This window comes from uncultured Gimesia sp., assembly GCF_963976445.1.
Taxonomy (GTDB): domain Bacteria; phylum Planctomycetota; class Planctomycetia; order Planctomycetales; family Planctomycetaceae; genus Gimesia.
Window position 1 is genome coordinate 1 of record NZ_CAXBKP010000031.1, and the last position, 20616, is coordinate 20616.

General features: G+C 49.3%; 25 protein-coding genes. 7 read left to right on the plus strand and 18 right to left on the minus strand.

Annotated features, from left to right (window positions below):
• The coding region (locus AAC022_RS23725) for a hypothetical protein (protein ID WP_339735153.1) at window positions 1–342 on the plus strand (342 nt) is incomplete at its 5' end.
• A gap of 449 nt (window positions 343–791) precedes the next feature.
• Window positions 792–2189, plus strand: coding sequence for a mechanosensitive ion channel family protein (locus AAC022_RS23730; protein ID WP_339735155.1), 1398 nt, complete (start codon window positions 792–794; stop codon window positions 2187–2189).
• A gap of 249 nt (window positions 2190–2438) precedes the next feature.
• On the opposite strand, the gene AAC022_RS23735 is transcribed toward AAC022_RS23730, so the two are convergent.
• Complete coding sequence (locus AAC022_RS23735; protein ID WP_339735157.1) at window positions 2439–2648, minus strand: hypothetical protein; 210 nt, start codon at window positions 2646–2648, stop codon at window positions 2439–2441.
• Window positions 2649–2938: 290 nt separating this feature from the next.
• Between AAC022_RS23735 and AAC022_RS23740 the strand changes: the two genes are divergently transcribed.
• Window positions 2939–3529: a hypothetical protein gene (locus tag AAC022_RS23740; RefSeq protein ID WP_339735159.1), complete on the plus strand. Its 591-nt coding sequence runs from the start codon at window positions 2939–2941 to the stop codon at window positions 3527–3529.
• A gap of 973 nt (window positions 3530–4502) precedes the next feature.
• Here AAC022_RS23740 and AAC022_RS23745 read toward each other — a convergent pair.
• Together AAC022_RS23745 and AAC022_RS23750 are read right to left on the minus strand one after the other, a co-directional pair.
• A complete protein-coding gene (locus AAC022_RS23745; RefSeq protein WP_339735160.1) occupies window positions 4503–4955 on the minus strand; it encodes a hypothetical protein in 453 nt (150 codons plus the stop codon).
• Window positions 4956–5253: 298 nt separating this feature from the next.
• Window positions 5254–5847 (minus strand): hypothetical protein, encoded by a 594-nt coding sequence (locus AAC022_RS23750; RefSeq protein ID WP_339735162.1) that lies wholly within the window; start codon window positions 5845–5847, stop codon window positions 5254–5256.
• A gap of 335 nt (window positions 5848–6182) precedes the next feature.
• Between AAC022_RS23750 and AAC022_RS23755 the strand changes: the two genes are divergently transcribed.
• Window positions 6183–6614 (plus strand): hypothetical protein, encoded by a 432-nt coding sequence (locus tag AAC022_RS23755; protein WP_339735164.1) that lies wholly within the window; start codon window positions 6183–6185, stop codon window positions 6612–6614.
• Window positions 6615–7364: 750 nt separating this feature from the next.
• Here AAC022_RS23755 and AAC022_RS23760 read toward each other — a convergent pair.
• The 4 genes from AAC022_RS23760 to AAC022_RS23775 all read right to left on the minus strand — a co-directional run bounded on the left by AAC022_RS23760 (window position 7365) and on the right by AAC022_RS23775 (window position 9498).
• Window positions 7365–7895: a hypothetical protein gene (locus AAC022_RS23760; protein ID WP_339735166.1), complete on the minus strand. Its 531-nt coding sequence runs from the start codon at window positions 7893–7895 to the stop codon at window positions 7365–7367.
• A gap of 155 nt (window positions 7896–8050) precedes the next feature.
• Window positions 8051–8365 (minus strand): hypothetical protein, encoded by a 315-nt coding sequence (locus tag AAC022_RS23765; RefSeq protein WP_339735168.1) that lies wholly within the window; start codon window positions 8363–8365, stop codon window positions 8051–8053.
• Window positions 8366–8494: 129 nt separating this feature from the next.
• Entirely contained in the window at window positions 8495–8620 is a 126-nt protein-coding gene (locus AAC022_RS23770) for a hypothetical protein (protein WP_339735170.1), read from the minus strand.
• A gap of 215 nt (window positions 8621–8835) precedes the next feature.
• On the minus strand, window positions 8836–9498 hold the full coding sequence (locus tag AAC022_RS23775) for a hypothetical protein (protein WP_339735172.1): 663 nt from the start codon (window positions 9496–9498) through the stop codon (window positions 8836–8838).
• A gap of 249 nt (window positions 9499–9747) precedes the next feature.
• Here AAC022_RS23775 and AAC022_RS23780 point away from each other — a divergent pair, with 249 nt between their 5' ends.
• A complete protein-coding gene (locus tag AAC022_RS23780) occupies window positions 9748–10137 on the plus strand; it encodes a hypothetical protein (protein ID WP_339735174.1) in 390 nt (129 codons plus the stop codon).
• A gap of 58 nt (window positions 10138–10195) precedes the next feature.
• Here the strand turns inward: AAC022_RS23780 and AAC022_RS23785 are convergent, their stop codons facing one another.
• Both AAC022_RS23785 and AAC022_RS23790 read right to left on the minus strand, forming a co-directional pair.
• Window positions 10196–10924 carry a DJ-1/PfpI family protein gene (locus AAC022_RS23785; protein ID WP_339735175.1) on the minus strand — a complete coding sequence of 243 codons (729 nt, stop codon included), beginning with the start codon at window positions 10922–10924 and terminating at the stop codon, window positions 10196–10198.
• Entirely contained in the window at window positions 10921–11478 is a 558-nt protein-coding gene (locus AAC022_RS23790) for a hypothetical protein (RefSeq protein ID WP_339735177.1), read from the minus strand. Before AAC022_RS23790 ends, AAC022_RS23785 begins: the two co-directional genes overlap by 4 nt.
• Window positions 11479–11812: 334 nt before the next feature.
• Here AAC022_RS23790 and AAC022_RS23795 point away from each other — a divergent pair, with 334 nt between their 5' ends.
• Window positions 11813–13363, plus strand: coding sequence for an NAD(P)/FAD-dependent oxidoreductase (locus AAC022_RS23795; protein ID WP_339735179.1), 1551 nt, complete (start codon window positions 11813–11815; stop codon window positions 13361–13363).
• Window positions 13364–13462: 99 nt separating this feature from the next.
• On the opposite strand, the gene AAC022_RS23800 is transcribed toward AAC022_RS23795, so the two are convergent.
• The 5 genes from AAC022_RS23800 to AAC022_RS23820 form a co-directional block, all read right to left on the minus strand.
• Window positions 13463–14674: an alpha/beta hydrolase fold domain-containing protein gene (locus AAC022_RS23800; RefSeq protein ID WP_339735180.1), complete on the minus strand. Its 1212-nt coding sequence runs from the start codon at window positions 14672–14674 to the stop codon at window positions 13463–13465.
• 134 nt (window positions 14675–14808) lie between these two features.
• On the minus strand, window positions 14809–15195 hold the full coding sequence (locus AAC022_RS23805; protein WP_339735182.1) for a PilZ domain-containing protein: 387 nt from the start codon (window positions 15193–15195) through the stop codon (window positions 14809–14811).
• A gap of 207 nt (window positions 15196–15402) precedes the next feature.
• On the minus strand, window positions 15403–16095 hold the full coding sequence (locus tag AAC022_RS23810; protein WP_339735184.1) for an HNH endonuclease: 693 nt from the start codon (window positions 16093–16095) through the stop codon (window positions 15403–15405).
• 70 nt (window positions 16096–16165) lie between these two features.
• Window positions 16166–16567, minus strand: a complete 402-nt coding sequence (locus tag AAC022_RS23815; RefSeq protein WP_339735186.1) for a transposase — start codon at window positions 16565–16567, stop codon at window positions 16166–16168.
• Window positions 16564–16995, minus strand: coding sequence for a transposase (locus tag AAC022_RS23820; RefSeq protein WP_339735188.1), 432 nt, complete (start codon window positions 16993–16995; stop codon window positions 16564–16566). Before AAC022_RS23820 ends, AAC022_RS23815 begins: the two co-directional genes overlap by 4 nt.
• Before the next feature lie 202 nt (window positions 16996–17197).
• Between AAC022_RS23820 and AAC022_RS23825 the strand changes: the two genes are divergently transcribed.
• Window positions 17198–18052: a hypothetical protein gene (locus AAC022_RS23825; protein ID WP_339735190.1), complete on the plus strand. Its 855-nt coding sequence runs from the start codon at window positions 17198–17200 to the stop codon at window positions 18050–18052.
• 578 nt (window positions 18053–18630) lie between these two features.
• Here the strand turns inward: AAC022_RS23825 and AAC022_RS23830 are convergent.
• From AAC022_RS23830 to AAC022_RS23845, 4 genes are all read right to left on the minus strand, one after another.
• Window positions 18631–18897, minus strand: a complete 267-nt coding sequence (locus tag AAC022_RS23830) for a hypothetical protein (RefSeq protein ID WP_339735192.1) — start codon at window positions 18895–18897, stop codon at window positions 18631–18633.
• 63 nt (window positions 18898–18960) lie between these two features.
• A complete protein-coding gene (locus AAC022_RS23835) occupies window positions 18961–19464 on the minus strand; it encodes an N-acetyltransferase family protein (RefSeq protein WP_339735194.1) in 504 nt (167 codons plus the stop codon).
• Between the two features lie 61 nt (window positions 19465–19525).
• The gene (locus tag AAC022_RS23840) at window positions 19526–19771 is read right to left on the minus strand and encodes a LexA family transcriptional regulator (protein WP_339735196.1); all 246 of its coding nucleotides are present in this window, start codon (window positions 19769–19771) and stop codon (window positions 19526–19528) included.
• Between the two features lie 175 nt (window positions 19772–19946).
• The gene (locus AAC022_RS23845; protein WP_339735198.1) at window positions 19947–20540 is read right to left on the minus strand and encodes a hypothetical protein; all 594 of its coding nucleotides are present in this window, start codon (window positions 20538–20540) and stop codon (window positions 19947–19949) included.
• Window positions 20541–20616 lie beyond the last annotated feature (76 nt).

Sequence of the window (20616 nt, forward strand, 5' to 3'; positions counted from 1 at the left end):
ACCGAAAAAAAAACGCCGATCCAACATAAAAAAAGTAAAGTAAGTACCATTAGGCGCCAGCCGCCGTTTCAATCAGCAGAAAGCAATCCCCACCCCAAAGCCAAACAAATCCTACCAGATAGCACCGCAGCCATGCAGATGAACATCCCGCAGAGAATCACAAAGTGCATGTCTGTGTCTGCCCCCTTTACACTTCCTATGGATTTTCATCATCTGATTGGTTTCAGGGAGGGGAGCTCGATTGGGAATCGTTTCGGCAATCAGCTGATGTTCTGTCACCGCTGTTTCCAAGTGAGATACTTCCTGTCTGAGACTTTTATACTTAGCCCTCTCCGTAAGTAACATTGCCCCAAGCTCCTGTCACTTAAATCAGGAACTGATTCATTCACAAACGACGATTCAGTCAGATGCTTCCATACAAAATGCAAATCGGTTACCTTGGATATTTCCAAGATCCCTGAACTGTAGCAGCAGCCATTCATTCCAGGAGTGATAACTGATGAAAGCGTTCATCGTAATGATCCGTCTTGTACAAGGTGGTTTTGATGATCAGGACTTTCCCGAAAGCAGTCTGGAGCCAGAAGACTGTTTGGAGAATAACAAGTTCGTTTTGCAACAACTCCGCCCCTCGATTTCGGGTATGCTGCAACGAATAAAGAGGACTCACTTTGCAAATTTCATCCCGATTTTTCCGAGGAAATCGTATGAGCAGAACTGAATCGACACCGACGACGAATCGTTTCCTTTGTGTGCTCAAGAAACACTCAATTATAAGCAGCTCATTGAGATGGATGCCTCGACATTTTCTCTGTGTTGTCGTTGTCATTTGCCAAATCTCAATGCCACCTGCCGCTGCGCAGGATCAGCCCCCGCCAGAGGCTCCACCGGAATCCACCGACACGAAAGCTCCGGAAACCCCTGAGAAGGTCGACGTGAATCCCGTTGCGGCCGACGCCGAAATTGCATCCCGGTTGGTTCGGATTCTGGAAGCAACCGGGTGGTTCAAACAGCCTGAAGCGCGTGTCGACGAAGGTGTCGTGTTCCTCTCTGGTCAGGTGGATACAGAACCACACAAGGAGTGGGCGGCAAAACTGGCATCCAAAACCCAGGATGTCGTGGCCGTCGTCAATCGCATCGAGGTCCATCAAAAATCAATGTGGGACCTTTCGGATGCGTTTGGAGAACTCACGACTCTCGGTTCGAAGACGGTTCAAAACAGTCCGCTGATTCTGGTCGGAATTCTGTTCCTGATAGTGACCTGGTGGGCCAGTGGGTGGACTGCCAGACTGACGGCCGGTCTGTTTCAAAGACGGATGAAAAGCCTCTTACTGGGAAACGTCGTTTCGCGGGCGGCAGCCATCCCCGTCTTTCTGCTCGGACTCTACCTTGTCCTGAAGATTTCAGGTTTAACGCGACTGGCGATGACGGTTCTAGGAGGGACAGGACTGATAGCTCTGGTGATCGGATTCGCCTTTCGCGATATCGCCGAAAACTTTCTCGCCAGTATCTTGATCAGCATACAGCGACCTTTTGTAATGGGTGATCTAATCGAGGTCGCTGGCTATAAGGGGTATCTGCAAAGTGTCAATACCCGCTCGGCCTTGCTGATGACGCTTGAGGGAAACCACGTTCAGATTCCAAACGCCACCATCTACAAAGAAGTCATCATCAACTTTACTGCCAATCCGAATACCCGCTTCGATTTCCAGGTAGGGATCGGTTACGCCGACACCATTTCGAAAGCACAAGCGATCGCCTTGAAGGTTCTCGAGGATCATCCCGCCATCGTCGCCGATCCGGAATCGATGGTTCTGGTCGAGTCGCTCGGCGCTGCTACTGTCAATTTGAGGGTTTATTTCTGGATCAACACAGCCGAATTCAGCACGTTCAAAGTACGTTCGGCTGTCATTCGACTCACCAAACTCGCGTTCGATCAGGCGGGAATCTCGATGCCGGATGAGGCCCGCGAGATCGTCTTTCCCGAAGGGGTGCCGGTGCGGATGCGTTCAGAACACGACCATATCGCTGAGCCTGTTGTGATACCACAAGAGTCACCGTCGTCGTCGGGAGAAGAAGCAGCCTCGGCCAACGAAGCGGAAGGAGATTTAATCAGCGAAGCGAACGAGATCGAACAACAGGCAAAGCAATCCCGCTCGCCGGAATCGGGGCAGAATTTATTGGAGGATTGATCGGATGCGCTGTTGTGGGAACGAAAATAAGTTCAGAAATCTCAGAGAACAAAACAACATCACATTACCCCTTACAATAACAGACGTCCGTGTGACAACTGTTGGCTCGCCAACAGTGATCAGATCACCTACCACAAACCCCCACCAAGAGAGCAGAATATCTCCAACCCTGAGCGGATCGGCGCCAGCCGCCGTTTCAAACAGCAGAAAGCAATCCCCACCCCAAAGCCAAACAAATCCTACCAGATATCACCACTCCCACGCAGATGAACATCCCGCAGTAAAATCATAAGTTTGATTCAAAGCCTCCCTCCCTTTTCCTCCCAGCGCGCCCCCGATGAGCACCATCGCATCATGAATGGGCATGTCGCCAAGTAGAATTCCGCAAACGAAATAGATCACAGTGACGTCAGCGACGACGTACGTCTTCTTACCATTGAGGGGGAGGTTATCCAGCATCGTTACGGCTTCCTTGTCAGGGAAAGAAATGTGATAAAGCAGAGTCACATCGAATCAGTTCAAACGGAAAGAATGTCCGGGAAACTTATGTTACCCGGTCATTATTCTGAAGCTGCTACAATTTTGTCGATCACCAATTATGTCTGATATTGTTCGATCTCCGTCTCTCCCATATAGTGCCAATTGATAATAGACAGAAAGCCTGATAGATTTAGACAGAAACATATTCTGTCTATCAATGAGTTATGTCGCTCAATCGAATCCACTTTCACTCGTAATGGAGATCCAAAGTGAATAGGCTCGTCACCCTGATTGTTGTCGTTGTTGTCGTAGGCACGGCTGCCGTATTCTTGAATGCCGAAGAAGAGGCGTGGAAATCAGAGATTGCCACGTTTGAATCCGTACAGCAAGACAAGGACTACCGAGTTACGCTTCTCGGCGTCACGAAAGGAATTGCTTTTGTCGACTCTCAAAAACCGATTAACGATGGCGGCCGCCCTCCGGGCAAAAACGCAGTGCCGTGGATGCGAGTCGTAACCGTTATCGAAAACCTCACAGACAAAGACGAACCGTGGGGCTTCAGCGCGGAAACGGCTGATGGCAAAGAACTGGTCGGTGAAATCAAGTGGAAAACGAACGGCCGCGTATTTGAAAGCCGTACCAGTGGTGCCATCGCCGAAATGGATTATAATTATCCGCCGCTTCGCTTTGCAACGTTCCCAGTGGGAATGCCCGAAGTTGTAAATGAGAAGAAATCCAAGGTCTACTCATTCACGTTGTCTGGCAAGCTCCCACATTCAGAAACTGCCGTACTTCGTTTTTCATTCGGCGATGCAAACAACCGTCGCGAACTGGTGTTCAAGGGCGTCCCGCTTCCGTAGCCAATCACATGCAGGTATTGCGATGTCACGTCCACGCCAAGTGGAAGCCGCGACATAACAATGGCATGAACGCGGAGCCGCCGACAGCGCGTTTTTCAAGTGCAGCATCAATCGCGGTGGCCCTGTTATGCCTGACGTTATCCGACTTGAGGCAACTTAGCGGCAATGGCACGTCTACACGAACACAACTCGAATCGCCCGATTTCCGATGTCACCGTCAATCAGACACTACGCCAAGTCGTGGCGCAAACCGTAACAGCGCCGCAACAATGACTACCGAACAAACGGTTGAACGTGAGCGGCGGTCATAAAACTCAGCCAACTCATATTTACAGAACTATCCGGCACTTGAACAACTTCTGGTTCTCCCATTTCGGTCGCTTTAGTAATCCTATCAACTCATACGTATTCCGGGACGTCCCGAATATCGACCGTTTTAAAAGACACCCTCTAGAATAATGTCCGGGTAACGCACGTTACCCGGTCATTAGCACTTTGCAGCAACATATTCCCGAATGTGCTGTAGGAAATTTTCCGTCTCCCGTTCCAATATATTACCAAACATGACTCCTACTACGCATAGAATGCGGTTTGTATGGTGATATACCGACACTGCTGTTCCATCGCCAATTGGCTTCAGAATGATCTCCATAATCCGTTTGGTCTGCTGGTCAGTTAGTCCAAAACCCGAGCCCCGGAAACTGGAAATGATGCTGGAATTCACAGGAGGATGAATTGTAAATCCATTGTCCTGCCACCACGATTTGGCTGCTACAACAACCACTCTTTCGGGGGCTTTAATTATTTCCAAACGGTGGCAAGATGATTTCATTTTCTAGCTCGCAATTTAACTAATGAATAACATAAATCACGTGACCGGTTCATTATACTCTTCAAATCATCAAAAGTGTCCGGGTAACGTGTGTTACCCGGTCATTAGGCGATTTTAGTTGGATTCGTCTTTCTGCCGTTGCTATTCGTCATCCGCATCGTTTATGTGGGCATTTTGCCAATTCTCCATTGCTTTCACGACAGCCTCGACATTTGCTTCGGTTTTCTGAGTAACGTAACCATAGTAGGCGTGAACCATCTGGATTAGCGTGATGTCACCAAAGTCACGCATTAAGGCATTCGCATTCAACAAGTCATAAGCCAATATATAACAGTCTTCTGCATGCTCAATCGCCTCATCGACTGGAAGATGCTCGCCTCTTATGTGTATTAAGTCTACACAATGCCACATTAGTGAGAGTAGCCAATACTGACCGACTTCCATCAATTCAAGACGTTCCTGTTCGTCTTCAGCCAATTCGTCATCGGTGACTGGCAGCAGCTCAATTGCACTTTTGCCAAGCGGAATTTTCATGTTGACGTTACGGTCGCACGCTTTCACATGCAGAGCAAATAGTTGATCGGCTAGCAACATTGTTTTGATCTAAGCTAACTTTTGGTTCTTCCTTCTGTCCGTCAGTTCCCACACTTTTTTCCTTAACTGTTTCAGGTAACGGTTTTAATTCCATTTAAAGCTCCTCGAAAACATGTTCTGTCTAAGCTTACTAAGATTGTAGCGTTTGGAGTTGTAAATAAGATCATGGAAATATTTTAAAAACCCACTTTCCCAGTAGCTTTCCATTGCCTGTAGAATTAGCGTCTAGTCATTTATTTGTATCAAATCAAATTTAATTTAAGGGCTCCGATTCAACCCGTTATTATTCGCCTCGTGATTAGCCAGAAAGTGCTTTTCTCTTTCGTGCGATTGTCGATTGGTATTTCTTGATCTGATCTTCGTAAATCTGAACTTTTCGAGATTCGATGATCTCGCTGGCGGAAAGTACGAGTGGTTGGTCCCAGCAAAGTTCTTGTTCACGAACCTCTCTTGTGCCATCCCATCCCGCGACGATGACATCAACGCGCGGGGCAAGAAAGTTGATCACAATCGTCTTTGCACCGGTATCGACTCGCACGTCATCACATTCAAGAATGTCAACAATGGTATCACGGTCGGATTTGTAAACGACAAGAAAATGATCATGTTCGTCTGCAGCGGTTGCCCATTTCTTCAATTCTCGCTTTTCAGCGGCGGGCATCGCATCTAAGGTCACCTTCGCTTCCTTTTCTTTGCGTTTTCGTCGTGCGTTGATTTTAAACTTCAGCTTTGGGTCAGCTGTGAACGCTGCATCGATGGCATTGGAAACTGCTTCGCGGTCCATGTTGTGTGTGATTGCGACGCCGCACAGAGCAGCATAATCCAACTGCTTCTGTGTCGGCGGCACAAATGGCTTCGAGGGTGCAAAAAGTCGAAACAATAATTTCAGCATTGGCAGCCTCCAGGGAGTTTAAGCGTCTACAGTACGGCGTCGGGTATTGTGTAAAGGATGCTCAAAGAAAAGTATACATGATTTCACATCTTGAGGGCATTTCAAGTTACAGCTTCCCAGAGAATAAATTCAGCTATCTGCGTAGACAGAATCTACAACAGGTCTAACTAAAGCTCTGTCGAATGACCGGGTAAACATCGTTACCCGGACGTTTTTCCGATTTGTCAACCAAAAAAAATTAAGTGCTTGAATCAATACTTTCAAAACTGTCTAATATTTCTGGACCATTGTTTATGCTAACCGAACAATAGATATACCGGGGAGATTGATTAGGAATGGATGACATCTCAAATATTTGTGAACTAATTTTTTCTGCCACAGCCCAGACATCGTCATTCTGGAAATTCTATTCTACAGTATCTCTAGCCACTATCGGATATGTAATGGCAGCGAAAGCTCCATTAGAATCTTTCAAGGTAAGAGTCGGTGTCGCTGTAGTATTCTTTATTTTTGCTATGTCCAACAGTGGCGCGATCAAGAGGTCACAGATACAGAATATAGCAGTGCACGAGTTTTGCACCAAGATAGCTGTTGAAAAGTTGGGTGAAAATAGCGACTTTGTAACTGCCTTAAATCAAACAGCTCCTAGTCCTGTTTGCCAGATTATGATTTTTCATTACAGCGTCGATGTTGGAGTTATACTAATTGTTATTATGATTCCCAGATTCCGTAAAACCGTTCATGAGACTGTGGCATTGGATGCTTAGACTGGTTTAATAATGACCGGGTAACTGCTGTTACCCGGACATTAATATAAAGAGTATCTATTAAAAGGCACGACTCCAGTACTTGTCATGGTTATCCGCCATGTTGTCAATTCACTCGAGTGCAAAGTTCTTGTGGTCTCCAATTGGATCGACCACCAAGAGAATTTTATCGTTCTGCGGGACAAATCGAACAACCACCTGCAACGGATCACACATCACACCCGTAACCAAGTATTGGCAATCGATATCATCACCGTCAGTTTCGCCAATAACCCAGTCTCCATTTTCGCACGATAGAATTGCGAGGGTTCAGCAACAAGAAAAGAGGCGCTATCAAAATTGTGACAGCTAATTCGGCTTCGAAACTCAACGACGGGATCGAAGGCGGTAGGAATGGGCTTGCCCGCTTGCTCGGAAGAGCCCCCACCAAGGAAGTAGCAAAGTATAAAGAGGAGTGGTAGAAGCGGTTTCATTTCTCCGCCAAACTTGTTATTCAACTGAAATAGGCCACATACTCAGTAATCGTACCAAACAACTATAGACTGTCAACAAAGAGCTTTAATCTATCTTTTCGTGCGGCAAAAAGAAGTGTCCGGGTAATTAGCGTTACCCGGACACTTTTGAGAGTTAGCAATTCGGAATCAATCCTTGATAGCAGGGTCTAACATCGTAGTTGTCATTCAGATTACAAGTTCACGGAGGCAGCCGGTTGGTAGCGACGTCTTGTTATCCCCGTTTTGTGGGATGGTATCAATCATGTTCGGGTTCCCTGCGACCAATTTCTGTCCCTCTGCTGAATTCTTCCTTCCATTGATGTGCCTCTTGAAACAGTTCGTTGTGATCGTCGGAGATAATGTCGATCTCCGAACCAGGGACAGGTGTGCTTTCATCTGGGTCAGATTGCTGGAGCTGAAGTTTGATGAATCCGTGTTCAAACCGATCCAGTCGCAACATGGCGCGATGAACCGCTGAATCAAGGAAGTCATCGAGAACCGTCAGAAGGGCTGTTTTCTGCTCGTCGGTGAGGCTACATAGGGTTGCCACAGCACCATCAACGTCCGACCCCGCCACCAAGTCGGTCGCGCGAATCTGTGCCCTGACATCTGCAAAAAGATCGTCCGTGTTTGAGACCAAAGTAAGTCCGAACAGACCGCGAGCCATCTCCGTCCTAGATTCATCGTCGTCGGGCCAAAGCTCTGTATTATCCTCGGCAAGCCATCCCCTTTCACGACAAATTGCGAGATACAGGGACTGGCGTTCGAGTCGAGTGGCTTCGTCCATCGCGAATAATTCCTTTGAATAACTATTGAAAGATAATATTTGATTCTGTCTAAACCTAACAGAATTTCTGTCTATTCTAAATTGATGCCTCATGAATTTGCATCCACATCAGAATTTTCCGTCGTCTATTTCTGATTTTGTTAATGGTTTAAATTTCACCATTCCTTTCCTAAATCCTCAAAAGCGTCTAGGTAATAACGGTTACCCGGCCATTCTTCAAAATCTGATTCGTCGATCAGCTTCTCAAAGTATTCACATTCTTCACAGACATTGATTCCTTCCCCGGTACTGCGTCCGCAGTATTCGCACCAGTCCAGGGCCGCCCGTGCCTTGATACATTCCCAGCAGATGTAGAAATTCGCCTCTGTGACATCTTCGGGATTGTGACACAACTGAACCCAACTGCCGCTGGTCGGACTGCTGCAGCGATCACAGGAGTCGTCAAACTCGCATTTCTCCAAACCATGCAAACGAATGTTTTCAAGCGACCTCGATTATTCCAGTTCGCTTTCTTCCTGGTCGCTTTCACAGCTCATGAGTTCCTCTTTCGATTTATTAAACTCGTTTAGAATGTTGGGTGGGTAATCACCATTACCCGGTCATTTCGTCGGACCAGGTAAAAACAACGCAGGCTTATTCTCGATGCCTTGATAGCGATTCTCAATCAATGGCTGAACAACTTCGCCCATTGTTTTGCCAGTCACCGGATCAACAATGTTCGCCATAAACTCACGTTCGAAAATCGCGTGACCGGATTCGACGTATTCTAATTTCGCTTTGATGATTAGACATAGAGCACAGTAGTTCGGAAGAGGGGATGAAGGGGGTGCTCCGGCGGGTTGTTGCTTAGAATTATCGGTCCTGAAAAGACGAGCCCGCAAACACCAACAGTGACTTCGTTCCACACGCGTCTTCCAAGCCAGGGCGGGCGAGTCTCCCCTTAGATCCCATCCCAGATCGGCACTTCCAGAAACTCGGAAAGGGTTCTTGCATCTTCGTGAATCTGGTCCAACTTGCCGTGATCGACGACATTCGTTCGTACGCCCTCTTGGGAGACAAGATTCATCTCATAGCTAAAATACGAACCGTTTTTGTTGCTGATCGTTTCTGAAATCAGTTGAATCGAATGGATTTCCTGGAACGGCATCAACAACTCATTGGCGGTGGCATAGATTAATTCGTCGGCCGAAATCTTTCCTTTCCAGAAACAGTTATGCTGCTTATCGAATACAACCGGCCTGATGCCAAAGTAGAACATCAGGCCACCGACCACTGAAAAGACCAACCCGACCGCTCCCAGGCCAATCACGTCCTCCGTAAATACAGTTCCGCCCATGATGACTTGAGAGATCGACATCACCAAGAGTCCCAAGCCGATCACCAGGAAGATCAGATAAAAGGCTTTTGCACCCCACGAAGCACGAAACTCATAACGCAGGGGTGAGATCCGCACCAGCTGCCGCGTGCAGAAACTCGCCCCGCCCCTTTTCAGCGGCGTCCATTCCGTTATCAGCGCGACCGGATCGTCCAGTGTCGCCGGATCAAAGCGTTCACCGTCCTCTGTGGATAAACTTTTTAGCTTGTCAATGAGCTTGCGAAACATGGACTGCGTGCCTTAATGAGGATGTGATTCCAATTTGTGGATATCATATCAACCAATCATGCGCATTCAAATATTGGTCTACCGATAAATCCGCCACATGAAATGAGAATGGGGGACAATACACAAATTCCTGTTAACTGTGCTGTTGCTTCTCTATTTTCACGTCTCTTGTGCCGTTAAAGTATTTAAACCGTCGGCTACTGGAGTCTGCCCCCTTTACTGTCGTCTTTGATGTGAAGCATTTTAAATATGCCCTTTGCCGCCTTTACCGCCCCCTTTGCTGATTACCCGCTGTTGCAGGAACGCGTTCTCTCTGTCCTCCAGGTATTGCCCGTCAATGTGCAGCGTGATTTTTTGGATGATCATCGATTCGGAACCGCGATCGACAACTACGAACACGGAAAGGGGTGGACACTGTTCCTGGCAGCACCTGGCCCGATCGGCGAAGGAAGCCGTCTCGTAGTGCTGAGACCCAAGTTGGAGATGGCGTCTGAAGCGTACGCGAAATACATCATCGCTCACGAGTTCGCACATGCGTTTCTGCGAAACGGCGGTTGGGGCGAAATCACAGACGTAGAAGAAGCTGCCGATGCGCTCGCGGCTTCCTGGGGATTTCATGAGCCAGCAACGTTTAATTGATGCCGATTTCGGGAGAACATAAAATTGCCAGGCACCTTTCTCCACCCTGTGGTCGCTGCTAGTCGACTTTGACGCCCATTTTTGCCGCGATGCGTTTGGCCGTTTCTTCCCGTTTGGCAGTGAGAGACGATGTCTTTTCCTGAACGGCGGCGAGTATTTTGGGTGGGGCAGTCTCGGGCGAGCCACAATTGAATGGCGGCTCAGGGGTATACTGGATGGCAAGCTGAATCTTCTGAGCAACCTCGTCGCCCCGCAGCAGTGCGGCTACTGTTAACGCCCCGTCAATTCCCGCAGTCAACCCAGCCGCGCTGACGAATGTTCCATCGATGGCAACGCGTTTCGTGGAGGTCTTCGCGCCGAAATATTTCAGCAGATGCAGGGAGGTCCAATGCGTCGTCGCCGCCCGACCTGTCAATAGACCGGCCGCACCGCAAATCAGAGCGCCAGTACAAACGGAAAAGACACATTGCGCCGCTTCGGCTCGTTGGCGAATAAATTCAAGAACTCGCTCATCGTCCATAAGTTCTTCCTGTCCCGGACCTCCGGGAATCAGTAGCAGGTCGATCTGCCCAGCCTCGTCGAAAGTTGTGTCCGGCAGCAAACTGAATCCGAGGTGATCGCGCAACGGTTCCTTATTCTTCCACACCAACTGAATCGAACAGTTGGGGATGCGAGACAGCACGGAATAGGGACCAGTCAAGTCGATTTGATCCATTCCCGGAAAGACGATTGCAGCGATTGACAAGCGACGTTCGGGCGGAATAATTTCAATCGTAGATTGTATCATGTTTTTTCTGATGCCATTTCTTCGTCTTCGAGGATCACCCGAATCTGACGGCCGCGTTCAATTGTGGCGGTAGTGCCCGCCGACGTTCGTCCGAATTCCATCTTTTGTCGCATGTGTCTGATTTGTTTTTCCGAAATCGCATCTTGGAGTATGTGGACCACCGATCCATTCCAATGCTCGATCGTCCAGACTCCCGACGTGTATTCTGATATTTTAGTTATTCCATCCAGAAACAGATACCATCGTTCTTCTCCAATCATGACACCGAAGCCGTTGTCCTCGATTGTGATGTCCATTTCCCGTCGTGCTTGCACCACAACATCAATCAGCCCGGTGACAAGACCGCGAAAGAGCAGGAGCAGGCCGAACGCCAAGAAGCCGAATGTAAGCACCCCAAGCCACTCGAACGCGATTATCTCATCAATGAATCGTACAATGAAGAAGGATTCAAGTAGAACGAAGAATGGAACGAATGCAGGCCCCCATATCTTAAGACGCGGAATCAGCCGTTGGCGTCGCGTCAGCGAGTATCGAATTGGTTGTTTACTATCCATTGGAGCATATTCGATTTACGGCACAACTTGTGATTCACCTGCACGATGTTGTAGCTGATACTCACGAGGCATCAACACGTGCATAATATTATATGTTGTTCAAACGTGATACAATAATCGCTGGATGATGTTTTTAAATCTGGTCACTGCAAGCTACATAGAAATCGTACCACACTGAAACAGCCAGTCAACAGACTTTATAATGGTTACACTTTAGAGGGAAGTTTAACAGGGTTGCAGATTTCACAGCGCGACATCTAGCAAGACTTGGCTTCGATTTCTATGTCGGAGTGCAATGTCAGAATAACTCAGAGAAAGCGAAGGCGTAGAAACGATGACCACCACTCAGGCTGCATGGGATGAAGTTGTGATCGGTTCCGGTATGGGCGGGATGACTGCGGCTGCCGCGATCTCGCGTCTGGGGCACAGAGTGCTGCTGCTGGAACAGTACGATTCACTCGGCGGACAGACTCACAGTTTTTCTCGTGACGGTTTCTCATGGGACGCCGGGCTTCACTATCTTGGCGACTTGGGGCAGGATCAACGGGAGAAAGCCATTCTTGACTGGCTGACCGATACGCCGATTGAATTGGCGACGATCGGAGCAATCTACGACACGCTTCACATTGGTAACGCTCCCACAATTCAATTGACTCGGCCGACAGAATCCCAAAAGCTCGATTTGAAGGAACGCTTTCCAGACGAAGGCGATGCCATCAAAGCCTGGTACAACGCGATCCACGAGGGCCGTGAGGCACTGACGACGATCATACAAGCACGTTCGATGCCTGCGGTTTTCGGTACAGCAATGAAGTGGTGGAGGCGCCGGACAATCAAGCGCTGGTGTGAACGCACCACCGCGGAAGTGGCAAACGACCTGACAGACAACCCGGAACTTGCCGCTGTATTTTCCGCGCAGTGGGGCACTTTTGGCGGCCGCCCCAGCACGGCAAGTTTCGCACTGCACGCGGCGGTCATCGGGTCGTATCTTAGTAGCGGAGGATTCTACCCCGCAGGAGGCGGCTCCACCATTGCGGAACACCTGCTGGCGACGATCACGTCGGCTGGCGGCGAGGCACGTGCGGGCGTCACCGTTGAGTCACTGCGCATGGAAAACGGTCGCGTCGTCGGCGTGACGACTTCTGATGGTGAAGAAATCGATGCGGACAAAGTGATTTCAGATATCGGCGCGAGGGAAACGGTAGACCGCCTGCTTCCGAAAGATCACGGCCATCAAGAGTGGGTAGATCAGATCCGTTCCCTCGGTTCCAACATCTGCCATTTTTCATTATTCCTCGGTTTCTCTGGAGACGTCGAAGCCGCCGGTGCCACAAAGTCCAACCATTGGCTTTATCCGACTGGCGAAATAGACGCAGTTTGGACCGACGTTTCTAACGCCGTCCCCCCCGCGATGTTCGTCTCGTTCGCTTCTTTGAAAGACCCCGCACATGATCCGGGCCCCGATCAAAAACATACAGGAGAATTTATTGCCTGGGCAGATTGGTCTACCGTCGCGCGCTGGGCCGGACTCCCGCCCGAACAACGCGGCGATGACTACATTGATTTCAAAAACCAGGTCGAAGCAGCGTTGTTTGAACAATTCAAGAAGTATTTCCCCAAGCTTGCAGAACTGGTCGTATTTCGCGAAGTCGCGACACCGTTGGCAACGGCATCGATCACCGGCCATACAAAAGGCTCCTTCTACGGTCTCGACGTAACGCCGCAGCGCGTGTTGTCAAATGCACTCCGGATGAAGACACCAATCAAAGGTCTCTACCTGACCGGACAGGACGTTGTCTCACCCGGCATTCCCGGCGCATTGTGGGGCGGACTCCTGTGTGCAACCAGCATTGACCCCAAAATGATTAAGCATTTAGGAGGATAGAGATTAACAGGGGCAGACAGCTATATGGGTTTACTTAGACTCTAAAAGCAACCCTACCATGAGCGGTTCGGCGCTAGCCGCCGTTTCAAACGACCGTAACTATTTCGCTTTGTTTTTGCCAGTGGCTTTGGAAATCAGAAAGTCTTCCAGTGAGTCGTAGGGACTCTTTTCGGCCGGCATGTCGGGCGCAGTCACCGTGCATTCCAAGCCGAGTGCTTCCATCGCTTCGCGCAGTTTGATGCCCAATAGCACATGATGTACCCAGATTGCTGACTTAGTCTCTCGCGTGACTTTGGAATTGGGGCGGCTGTAGGTCATGTAAACACTCGCACGATCCTCACTGTCAAGATGACTAATTGGCGACGCATCCTTCATCAATGCTTTCACCGCGGGCGTATCAATGCTTGCATCAGGTTCTATACCGTAGAATGCAGGCATCGCGCCTCCCTTCGCCAGATCGGGAATCTCAAACCACTTTCGAAACGTGTGGATGTCGTAGGTCGACTGGCCGTTCATCGCCCCGGCTGCAAGCACGCGTGTCGATTGACGAGCGATCGGATCGTCGCTGCCTGGTTCCGCCAGATCATCGTGGAAGGCAAGCCAGAGACTAATCCCGGCTCCCGCCGAGCCACCGAAGCAGACAACGCGTTCGGGGTCAATGTTCCATTCTTTGGCGCGATGCCGAATGGTCTGCAAACCTAGGGCGGCATCGTGCATCTGCATGGGATACGGGCCCGAATCGGTCAGGCGATAATTCATCGCGGCCACCGCAACGCCGGCTTTGTGATAGGTTTCCACGGTCCCTTGTTTTAAAAGTGATTTATCCCCCCCGCGAAACCCGCCACCATGAATAAAGACCACCAGCGGCGTCGGTGCTTTCGCATCGGGAACAGGCCAGAGGTCGAACCGCTGCAATTTGTGTTCGCCGTAAGCCACATCAGGAACGGTCGCGACGACCTTAGGCGCGTTGCCACGTCGAGACCGCCGCGTCCCCTGCTTCTGGTTGGCTGTCTGTAATTTCCGTAGCTCATCCCTGCTTAATTTGCCATCTTTATCCGCGTCGGCATCAGGAAACCGTTTGAGCATTCGTTTTAGTCGGGCCTGCATTTCCGGGCTGGATTGCTGCTTCTTAATATGCGCCGCCAGTTCACGTGACGACAATACGCCATCCCCATCGGTATCACTCTTGGGAAACCGTTTTAACAATTCCGCGCGACGCGACTTCGGGTCTCTGACAGGGCGGTCAGGCTCCTGGCTGAAACCAGTGGCAGTGGAGCACAAACAAAGCAGAATAATGATGTGATATTTCATAGGGATAGAAACACCGTTCGACTCAAAAGGTTTCGCAAAAACTCATCCACGTTACGGAATTCATCATACCGTTACAGGAAACCGGACGCGACGGCAATCCGGTGTGTTCTCACGAACAGTGCCTCACACTTACCCTACATGATGGCTCTGCCAACAAACTGCACGCCGAATTCCCACAAGTCGTTATGAACCTGACGTCGACGGACGATCTTGCTTTGCAGGTAGATACGATCCTTCTTGTCCTCGCCCAGCGCCACGATAATTTTTTCTGTTCGCAGGCTTTGCGGATGGAGAAAACTCAAACCACTTCTCGATAAATTTCGGGCCGTGACGACAATCAGCTCCAATGCCTCATCATCTTCCCCACTTTCACCTCCATTCAGGTCTGACCGGGCCACGTAGAGACTGATCAACTGACGATAATCCGATCGTTCGTCGGCGCGTTTCTGAGAGCAATGGCCGTCCAGCCGACTACTCCAGTTATCCAGCATCTCCAGCGTCTCTTGAATGACTTTATGCATTCGTCAAATCCTCGAATGATCGATGTGGTACGTTAATAATCGACCCTCACTCCCCGCAGGCCCGTAGGGAGGGATAAGCCTTACGGAAAGTTATGTCGTGTACAGCGTCCGTCAACTAGATTTTGCGAAGAGAATCAACAGAGGCATGGCGCAACATGCGCAATGCACGGACGAGACAGGTCGCAGCAGTCAAACCAGCGATAACGATTAAGCAGCTAAGCCGGCATGAAACGCGAGTATGCGCAGGTAGGGGATGACCCATGTGTCATCCCGCAGAGACGGTGACGATTCCCCCCAGCACTGTCGCTGACAGAGAACCGGAAATCCCCTCAAACACGATGCCGTAATCCATTTCACCAAGCTGCCCCTGATGTAATTTCGTGAATGAAGTTCATTCAGCCTATCCTTGAGATCATGTAAGATTGAGTTGGATTTTTTCAAGTTACATTTGTGACAGGAAGTTACGATATTGCTTGCGCTATCAGTTCCGCCCTTGCTTCTTGGGACCAAATGGTCGAGATGAATATTAGTAGATTTTTCTATGAATTGTTCACAATAGAAACAAACACAATCATCTCGAGCAAAGATCACAAATTTATGTAGTGATTTATCTTTACGAAAAGCAGGCTTCTTCCCAGAAGAAAGACGCTTCAGAAGTTCTTGATAAGCAACTTCCATTGTGCGTGGTGGTCTAAACTCGCATTGACTATAAATGGAATCTGATGAAATGACAATTCCTGAAGGCTGAAGGGGCTTATAACCTGCCGTGATTAATACATTTCGTTTCAGTTCACCCTCATAGATTTCCAGCTCAGAATCTCGAAACCACCCTCTCCACCCAGTTGGAGTCTTCTCAATATGAAATGCTTTTCCATCTATGTCATATTCAGTTTTCGGCATTTAATAAGTCCACAAAGCATAACTCTATTTTTTGATCATAATATTTTTCTCAAAAGGACTAGAAGGCATCTCAAAACCTTTTTAATAGTGTAAATAAACACCCAAGAATTACAAAACTTTCGTAGAGGTAATCGTGGTATTCCCAGCGTGTGACAATCCGGCGGTAGTTATGCAGCCAGGCAATGCTGCGTTCTACGATCCAACGTCGTTTGAAACGTGGGAGCTTTCGACCGTCTTGCGTCTTCGGTTTGACTCTCGACTTTCGATGCGGGCAGATCAGATCGATCTTTTTTTCCATCAGCCGTTTGCGCAGTGGGTCCGAATCGGCGGCTTTGTCATAAACCAGTCGCTCGGGTTGTCGATTTTGCAATGTGTTTTTTGCAAGCAGCGGTTCGATCAGATTGACTTCGCTACGACGGGCCGATTCTGTGTCGATCGCCACAGGTGTCCCGTGACGATCAACGAGAATCATGACCTTAGTGCCTTTGCCACGACGAGTCGGGCCAACTCTTCTACCCCTTTTTTTGCCGAGGCAAAGGTTTCTGAGAAATCAATCTGGCCGGCTTCATCCATTCGTTCCAGAATGATTTGCCAGGCAGACAAGAGTCGCCCTTCGATCGTCCATTGCTGGAAACGTCGATGGCACGTCGCTTTAGAGGGATATTCTTTTGGTAAATCTTTCCATCGCGCTCCTGTCACCAGAATCCAGAGAATGCCTTCCAGGCAATCTCGTGGGTGGGCCTTGGGACGTCCTCCCTTTTTGGAGGGGGGAGTCCAGGGAAACAGTTTTGCAACTAAAGACCATTGGTTATCGGTCAAAACGACCGGGCGTTCCGTCCTGGACGCTGCTTTTGTGGAAACCCGTTTTCGTTTGGGCCACCAGACCAGCATCATATACATGAGTAATTCTCCTTTCAGGAGAACTTCACATGCAAACGTCACGCCAAACAGTTCACTTTTTTTGACGTTATGAGACAGCTTCTAGTAAGCCTTCTCTCAATGCAGTATTATTTGTGCTAAACACGGCACGCTCGAATCCATTGTTGTGACAACAATTGAATTGAATACTGAAACAGAATTTTGGAATGGGAAGGTTGCTTTTGTGTTCGGAAATAAAACAATTCGGTTGGGCCTTTTGATTTTGGTCACCTGCCTGACAACAACATCCGTCTCCGCGGAGGAAAAACAATATGCACCGATGCCGTGGCATCTGGTGGATCTGTGGTGGGACATTGGCGAGGAGACTCTGTTCGAGAGTTATAGCATTGATGTGACCATCAGCGATGACGTTCCTGCGACCCAAAATCTTTATATCGCGCCGATTGGGCTGGGCCATCTCAGTCAAACGCCGTTTTATGGCGGGATCCAGACACAGACAGACGGCTACACACTGCACAACAAACGGCTCCGCAAGATTGGTCACGGCCTGCTGATGTCCATGTGGGGCGAACGCAGCCCTGACGCGATTCGGCCTTCCCTGGGTGGCTTCTACCAAAGCTCCGGGCATGAGGGAGATTTTGTCAGCGTCCGCCGTCCTTACAAATGGAGCAAAGGAACCTACACCTACAAGATCACTCGCATGGATCAAGAGATCGTCGACGGCAAACCCTGCACCTGGGTGGGCGCGTTCGTGTATGCGCACGAAAAGGACGAGAACATTTTCATCGGTGCCTTACGATTCAAAGGTGACAACCTGATGCTCTCGCCGAAAATCGCGAGTTTTGTCGAAGTCTATGGCCCACGCAAACCGGTCACCGAGATCCCGAAAGTCACCGTGACGTTTGGCAATCTTCAAGTGAATGGAAAAGCTGCAACGGTCAAATCGGTCGAAGCGATCTATCCCCAAGGGGTGCCGGATTACGCGGATGCGAAAGCCAAAGAGGGTACGGTCGTGATCAGAGTCGGCCAACCAGTTGAAGGACGCACAACGCGGCAGACCAAACTGGGGCTCGATTGAATTCGTCTTTGTGAAGGAAATGGGGTCACACGATATCGTGGTTTCGTAGCAAGATGACTACCACGAAAAACACGAAATCACACGAAAACTTCAGACTGGGTCGCCTCGAATTGTATACGGGACCAGCCTGGTTTTGTGCGTTTTGCTCATTCACTGTTGGCGAGTCAACAGTGCCACCCACTTTGAAGACAGATTTAAACTGCCGTCTGCCACCCCTCGACTTGTCCGACGGTGCTGGTGCAATCCCACAGAAAGATTCCCAACCAATGTTGCTGTAGGGCGCGGCCCTATGTGGCCGCCCGCTGTGGCAGGATGTTTGCTTGAGAACGTCCGAAGATTTGGCTGGCCCCATTCTCACCGGAATCACAAGTTGAATCTTGCCAGGCGGGCCGACACATGGGTCGGCCCCTACGATTCTCTGGTTCGATCGTGTCCTCTGATCTGTTTCTGTTGCCTGCGGCAATCCCGATATGGCTTTCTTAGAACACTTGGTCATGGGGCATTAAAGATGCTTTTTATATTTTGTTCTGTCTTCTGTCATACTTACCTGATTTTCTTTACTGTAATGATTTGTCATACTAAAGGATGCTCGCTATTTCATGTATTTCGAGCATGATTTCACGAGGGTAACGAATATCGGATTCGTGGATCATGTAGAGCAGATGGTCTAACGCACATCCACGTTCATTATGCTTAAGAAACTCGAATACAATATCCTGCCCATCAAGCAGACCGACTTGTTCAAAAGTAACATTAGTGGGATCAGAGGCATGAAGTTTCAAAATCAATGGCTGTGCGATTTCAGTAGCAACAATGATTTTATTATCGATAGTTTTAAGATCCATTTGCCACCCAATGATTATTAAATCAATACAGCTATTTTATCAAACCCAAGAAGACTAAAAAGGTCACCCCCCGCTATCGGCGTCCAATATTTTTTGCAGATAGGTCACGTCGAGCATCTTGCCGAATTTCTGACCGACTTGTTTGAAAGTTCCTACCACCTCGAATCCGAAACTCTGATTCAAATGCAGGCTGGCCTGGCTCCCCTCTGCCACGCCTGCGATCAGCGTGTGAAATTTCAGACGGCGGGCTTCTTCAATGATCGCCTGCTTCAACTGTCGCCCGACCCCTTGACCACGCTGGTCCTCTTTGACATAGAACGACGTTTCAGCCGTACCATCGTAAGCCCTGCGGGGACGCCAGCGAGAAAGACAGGACCAGCCAACGACCCGTCCATCGCACTCCGCCACCAGAATCGGAAAACGTTCGTCATGACTCTCGAACCATTGAAGTCGATCCTCTCGCGTTTTCGGTTCCAGATCAAACGTCGCCGTCGTCGTTAAAATCGCTTCGTTGTAAACGGCGGTAATCTCATCTAGATCAGATATTTCCGCTGGCCGGATATGCATCGCAACAATGCCTTTTGAGAACGAAAAGGAGGCTGCCTTTCCTTAACGATAATCCAGTTGTCTAATGCACTTCGCCACAAAACCGGATCCGGAGATTGTCCAGGACTTCAATTCCCCGGGGCATGAATTCATTCCGTTTGATTTTGCCTTTCGCCTCGATCGCTTTGAGGTGGCATGAGACGCCGTTTGTCGATTTGATCCCAAAGTTTTGTCCGATTTCCCGTACGGTCGGCGCACAGCCGGCTTTGAACTGGAAGACGCGGATAAAACTCAGAATCCGCTTTTGTTTTTCAGTTAATCGTTTCATCTTAGTATCTTTTAAAAAGTGGCCGAATTTTGACTCCGGGTTCACAGGTTTATTCTGTGCTTGACTTGCGACCGCGGAGATTTTTCTTTGCTGTCTCATCACTTAAAGGAACGTAAAACGTCTTCAAAGGGGACAGAACTCCGGACTTAAGCCCCCTGCTCCGTTATCATCCAGACTAAAATAACTCCCCGCCCTCTTCCTTTAACGGCTCCTCGTTTTTTGTGACGACACGCTCCCAGTCGTCGGGTTCGCCCAGCGGTTGCCAGCCTTCGTCGGTTTGTTCGTAGAGTGCTGTTCGGTGTGGGCCGCGTTTGATGATTTTGGCGATCTGTTTGAAGAACTTTTCGTTCGTCGGCCAGCTGTCACCACAGTGGTCGCAGTACCAACCCGAATCATCCTCTTCGGGATTTCCGCCGTCGTCGCACCAGACGACCATGCCGAAACACCCCCAGGTCGGACAGCAATAGAAGCCCAGCTCTTCTTCTTCGTCGTCGTCGTCCGGGTAATCTTCGTTTTCGACTAACTCTTCGTAGTCTTCGGGTTCTTTCTTCAAAGGCGCGGCGACCCAGTTCTTGCCGGACTTCTGATAGCAGGGCTTGCGGTACTCGTAGGTCGAAATGATCTCTTTGATCGCATCGTTCAAATCGTCTTGTTCGAACCAGACTTCTCCGCACTCTCCGCAACCCCAGAAGTCTCCGTCCTCATCTTTCACGAATGAGATCCACCCCGTACAGACCGGAGTCGGACAACGCATCGGTTTGTCAGCCATCTCACAGTTCTCCTTGAAGTTGATGTCACAAAAACATATGAGTTCTCTACATATGAGTTCTCTATGTGACTGCGGC